Origin of the sequence: Centipeda noxia ATCC 43541, assembly GCF_000160555.1 — a bacterium.
Lineage (GTDB): Bacteria > Bacillota > Negativicutes > Selenomonadales > Selenomonadaceae > Centipeda > Centipeda noxia.
In genome coordinates, this window is sequence record NZ_GG749282.1 from 140638 (window position 1) to 145713 (window position 5076).

Annotated in this window: 7 protein-coding genes; all 7 read right to left on the minus strand. The window is 55.4% G+C overall.

The window, feature by feature from the left end; all coding sequences use genetic code 11:
• A partial coding sequence (locus HMPREF7545_RS09225; protein ID WP_006695475.1) for a translation initiation factor IF-2 N-terminal domain-containing protein occupies window positions 1–452 on the minus strand: 452 nt, incomplete at its 3' end.
• On the minus strand, window positions 452–784 hold the full coding sequence (locus HMPREF7545_RS09230; RefSeq protein WP_006695476.1) for a L7Ae/L30e/S12e/Gadd45 family ribosomal protein: 333 nt from the start codon (window positions 782–784) through the stop codon (window positions 452–454). The genes HMPREF7545_RS09225 and HMPREF7545_RS09230, both read right to left, overlap by 1 nt.
• A complete protein-coding gene (gene rnpM / locus HMPREF7545_RS09235; protein WP_006695477.1) occupies window positions 781–1062 on the minus strand; it encodes an RNase P modulator RnpM in 282 nt (93 codons plus the stop codon). The genes HMPREF7545_RS09230 and rnpM overlap by 4 nt, the downstream gene beginning before the upstream one ends.
• Window positions 1063–2196, minus strand: a complete 1134-nt coding sequence (gene nusA, locus HMPREF7545_RS09240; protein ID WP_006695478.1) for a transcription termination factor NusA — start codon at window positions 2194–2196, stop codon at window positions 1063–1065.
• A gap of 14 nt (window positions 2197–2210) precedes the next feature.
• Window positions 2211–2660 carry a ribosome maturation factor RimP gene (locus tag HMPREF7545_RS09245; protein ID WP_040571371.1) on the minus strand — a complete coding sequence of 150 codons (450 nt, stop codon included), beginning with the start codon at window positions 2658–2660 and terminating at the stop codon, window positions 2211–2213.
• 175 nt (window positions 2661–2835) lie between these two features.
• Window positions 2836–3204, minus strand: coding sequence for a hypothetical protein (locus tag HMPREF7545_RS09250; protein ID WP_006695480.1), 369 nt, complete (start codon window positions 3202–3204; stop codon window positions 2836–2838).
• A 30-nt stretch (window positions 3205–3234) separates the two neighbouring features.
• On the minus strand, window positions 3235–4788 hold the full coding sequence (locus HMPREF7545_RS09255) for a hypothetical protein (protein ID WP_006695481.1): 1554 nt from the start codon (window positions 4786–4788) through the stop codon (window positions 3235–3237).
• Window positions 4789–5076: the final 288 nt, after the last annotated feature.

Here is a 5076-nt window from a genome sequence, read left to right on the forward strand (position 1 = left end):
GGCCGCGTTCCGGAGCGTCCTGCCGGGCGTGCACTGCGGCTGCCGGCAGTGCCGGATGAGTAGGAGTGCTCCTGTGTCTCCGTGCGCGTCTTTGCCGGTGCCTGGCGCACGATCACGATGCCGGGCGCATTTGTCCGTGCACGCAGCACCGACTTCTCCGATGCTGCCGGTGTCTTTTCAGCGGTGAGCCGGCGCTCTGTGGGCTGTTTCTCCCTCTTTGCCGTGCGGTCGGCAGCCTTCGGAGCGGGGGTTTTACTCTGCAGAGACTCCTTACGCACGGGTTTCGCCATGCGGCCAAGTTCCTCCTTGACCGCGGCGCGCTCCTCTTCACCGACTGCGCTGAACATATTCTTTACCTTATAGTTCTTGCTTTTCAAGATGTCGATAATGGTATCTTTATCTGTCTTGAATTCCTTTGCCAAATCGGTGATTCTGTATTTCGATTCTGACATCAATCCACCCCCGTCGGTATTTCATGCAAATAGGTACTGAGCCTGTCCGCAAATCCTCTATCTATCAGAACAGCAACCGCACGGTACTCTTTCCCGAGACAACGTCCCAGCTGCTGCATTGTCAGTAACTCCGCTGCAGGCACATTCATCTGTGCCGCCATGCGGGTAAATTTTTCCTTGGTTTCTTCCGACGCATCTGCCGCAAGAAGAAGATATGCTCCCCGCTTCTTCTTGAGCGTCTCCTCAGCCGTAAATGCGCCGGATACGATGCGCCGTGCGCGCGCCGCCATGCTGAGGAGATTCATGATGCGCTTTTCCATCTCCGCGTTCATGATTCGTCCTCCTCGCTCACCCGCAGAGCCTCCTCAATTCTGTCATAGAGAGCAGGATCAACGCGGCCTTTAAGCGACCATGAAAATCCATTGTGCCTGCGCGCCTCCCGGAGGCATTCCAAAGAACGGCAAAGATATGCGCCGCGCCCCGGTCCCTTGCTCGTCGGATCAATAGAGATTTCTCCTTCAGAGCTTCGCACAATCCGTATGAGCTCGCTTTTCGGACGCAGGCGGCGACAGCCGACGCACAGCCGCTCAGGCTGTACTGACTGCTTCATTTATGCCTCCTCTGCCGTGAGCGCGGGAGCGACAGGCATATCTGCCTCTTCTTCCGATCCGGACTCGAGTTCCTGTGCCTGCGACTCACTCTTGATATCGATCTTCCACCCCGTCAGCTTTGCTGCAAGGCGGGCATTCTGCCCCTCCTTGCCGATGGCAAGCGAAAGTTGGTAATCCGGGACGATAACGCGGGAGACTTTCTCCGCCTCGTTCACGGCAACTGAGATGACCTTTGCCGGGTTCAGCGAGTTTGCGATATAGGTCGCAGGGTCCTCGCTCCACTTCACAATATCGATTTTCTCCCCTGCAAGCTCATCAACCACCGCCTGCACACGCATATAATGCGGCCCGACGCAGGCGCCGATGGGATCGACCCTCTCCTCCGAGGATGCGACCGCAATCTTAGAGCGGCTTCCGGCTTCGCGCGCGATCGACTTGATCTCAACGACACCCTCCTGCATCTCCGGCACCTGCAGCTCAAAGAGCTTTTTAAGCAGGCCCGGATGCGTGCGCGAGAGCATGATCTGCGGGCCGCGGCTTGTCCTCTTGACCTCAATGATATAGGCACGCAGTGTATCGCCGTAGTTATAGGTCTCCGTCGGCATCTGTTCTGTTGCCATGAGCACTGCCTCAGCGCGCCCGATGTCGACGAATACGTTCCGCCCCTCGACACGCTGAACAATTCCTGTGACGATATCCGCCGAGCGGTTCATATACTCCTCATAGACGATACCGCGCTCCGCCTCACGCAGGCGCTGCATGACGACCTGCTTTGCCGTCTGTGCGGCAATGCGCCCAAAGTTCGCGGGAGTCATCTCGATCTCGATCACGTCGCCGACGGCATAATCCGGGTTGATGGCACGCGCCTGAGCGAGAGAAATGTCGGTAATGTCGTTCTCCGCTTCCTCGACGACCGTCTTAATGGCAAAGACGTGAAACGCACCCGTCTCACGCGACAGAGCGATGCGGACATTCTGCGCCGAGCCGAAGTTGCGCCGGTATGCCGAGATCAGCGCCGCCTCGATGGTCTCAAAGAGAAGTTCCTCATCGATGCCCTTCTCGTACGCGAGCTCTTTCAGCGTCTGAAGGAACTCCTTGCCGCCGTTCTGCTCCCTTGTGATTTTTCTTGCCAAGACCCAAATCCTCCCTAAAAGTCGATATGCAGGCGTATTTGCGAGATCTGATCCAGCGGGATCCGTATCCCGTCATCCAGTGTCAGCATCTCTCCGTCATAGCCCGCGAGCGTACCCGTCCACTGCTTCTTTCCCTCAAAGGGCGCATAGAGCGTCACATCGACCGCCTTGCCCTGCTCGCGTTCAAAGTCGCGCGGCTTTCGCAGGACGCGGTCGAGTCCGGGCGACGAGACCTCGAGGATATACGCGTCCGGAATGAAGTCCTCGCGATCAAGCATCTCCTCCAGACGCTCACTGAGGCCCTGGCAGTCCTCGATATCGATGCCGCCCTCCTTATCGATGTAGATGCGCAGATACCAGTCGCGCTCGCGCACATACTCGACATCCACCAACTCCAGTTCCGGCGCATCCACCAGCAGCCCGCGCGCAATCTCCTCGACGCGCTCCTCGATCTTCGCGCTCATGCTCTCCCTCTTCTCATACGTAATGAAAGAGTGGGTTCTCACCCACTCTTTCCAAAGATCTTAAATGAATTTCTTGCAGTATAGCATAGGATTAGACTCTTGTAAAGCCCCCGCGGCGATTTTCCTCAATGGATGCGCCGCATTTGTCACATGACTTCATCCCCATATCCCCTTTCTATCTCCCATAGAGCCTCCGCATGATCCACGACATAATACGTTCGCGTCCGATAATGCTTACGATCAGGCCGACCACGAGAACGCTGACCATCACTATGACAATCGCAGGCAGTGCGACGAAGAAAAAGAATATAAGGAACACCGCCAGCACAATCGACCATAAGAGACTTGTCAGCAAGGACGGCCGTGATGTTGTTCCGCCGATACGGACATAGCGCACAGAGGTGCGCGGGCCTCCGCTGTATGCTTCGCCGCTCTGCTCGCGGGCGTCATCCTGCGGCTCTGCACCGCTCTCATCCAGCGTCACGCCGCGATAGGCGGCGTTCTCCTCGCGGCTCATCTGCCGCAGACGCGGATCCTGTTCCATAATATCTCCTCCCCTCTTTTCATACGGGAATCATGAAACCTTAAACGTACCGTTCACAACACTGTAAAGCATCGTAACAAAGCCCTCCTCCCCGAGGTAACGGGGATCGAAGGAAATGCAGCCGAGCGCCTCACGAATGTGCTCATGTGCAGCGCGCACATGCCTCCTGTCCGAGCCGAACACATGATAGAGCTCCGTAATGGGCGCAAGATCGATCGCATTGATCTCGGCAAAGAGGAAAATGACTGCGGTCAGCGACTCTGCCGTCTGCGCACGTACGAGATCCACATGTGCGTAGTCGAGGAACAATGCACGCATCAGCTCCTGCGCATAGCGGCTGAATCCAAGTTTCTCGGCGACAACACTGAGCAGCGACAACTCCTCTGCACAGCTGCTCTCATGAACCCTGTGCGGAATTCGCTCCGGCAGTGCACGCCGCGGCAGTACATTGAGCTGTGCCAGCGTGGCGAGCAGGTGAATCGTATGGCGCACGAGTGCTGCCTCGCGCAGGAGGAAATCATCCATCGAAGCATCGGCCTTTTGCATGCAAAAGAGCTCATACTCCCGCCGGATCGTCTCGCTGATGCGCTGCTGGAGGCGCTTGCTCGCAGGAATCGCCGTAATATAGTTGAGCATCATCATGCCATTGTCGCAGATATGCCCGAACAAAATGCTCTTGCTCAGCGATCCCAGGATATCCGGATGCGGCAGAATGACCTCCTCATCGCGCAGGATGTCGTGGCAGACAACATGATCCTCGTACTCCTCCGTCACCGCAAGCACCGCAAAGCGCGCCTCCAGCAGATCCAGGATGATCTCCCGCTCATCGTAGCTGAGATTCTCCTTCTCCTGCTCACTGTAATGCGCGATGGGAGTCTCATCCGTGCCGATCAGATGGTAGTCAAAGAAGAAATAATCCCAAAACCGCAGCCAAAAAGTCTCCTTTTCCTCATCGGATGCGTGCTCATATGCGTTCATATCGCGAAGATCACCCGTGTAGATCATCGCTGCACGGCCAATATCGAGCTGATACGTCGAGCGGCGGAAATATTCGCCGATCTTGTGCAGGAGATCATTGAGCTGGATGTTCAGCTCCTCCATCTCGATGCGCTCATCCTCTTCGACATCCTCGATCGTAAGGCCCTCGATCTCCTCCCATTCGACGCGGTCCGGCAGACGGAAGCGCCCCGTGATATAGAACATCTCGCGGTCTGCATCCAGTTCACCGAGATCGACGTCATAGTCGCCTGTCTCATCGAGATAGGTCAAAAAGGCGTCCATTCGGTCGAAATAATCCTCCACATGGCGCTTCAGCGGACGCCGATTGAGATGCGCCTCAGCATAGCGAAAGAAAAGCGCCAAGTAATCAATACGGATGAACAGCCGCGCCAGCGAATCATCACGGCGCTGAATAACAAAAAGAAAATCCTCGATGCAGTGCCAGTCCGTGCAGAGATCCTCATTGCTCCGCCCGCGCCATGCGGCTGCACGCAGATAGCGCTCAATCAGCGCGCGCGGGACAAAGATGTTCGCACGTCCATGCGCCGAATAGAAACGCTTGACCAAAGCGTAGACATTCTCCATGCAGCCCTCCCGCCGTCATGCGTTTCTTCAAAGTAATATCAAGAATACGGCTTATCCTAACAAATGTACGAAACAATGTCAATCATACCGCGAGAACATTGAACGCACCGTTCTCACCCCAGGAATGGGAAAATATATAATAAAGAAATATAGAAATCAATCCTGATTTTTATCCTTTTTTAATAGGTTCTAGTTATTATTACTTTGCATGTTATTATATTTTTTACAGCCGAGGAGGAAAACATAATGAAGAAGCAAGAATTGGTACGCAGGATCACAGCATGGGTG

Coding starts and splice junctions, on each gene's coding strand:
- HMPREF7545_RS09230 (WP_006695476.1), bottom strand. CDS start 784: ATGAACGCGGAGATGGAAAAGCGCATCATGAATCTCCTCAGCATGGCG.
- HMPREF7545_RS09255 (WP_006695481.1), bottom strand. CDS start 4,788: ATGGAGAATGTCTACGCTTTGGTCAAGCGTTTCTATTCGGCGCATGGA.
- rnpM (WP_006695477.1), bottom strand. CDS start 1,062: ATGAAGCAGTCAGTACAGCCTGAGCGGCTGTGCGTCGGCTGTCGCCGC.
- HMPREF7545_RS09250 (WP_006695480.1), bottom strand. CDS start 3,204: ATGGAACAGGATCCGCGTCTGCGGCAGATGAGCCGCGAGGAGAACGCC.
- HMPREF7545_RS09245 (WP_040571371.1), bottom strand. CDS start 2,660: ATGAGCGCGAAGATCGAGGAGCGCGTCGAGGAGATTGCGCGCGGGCTG.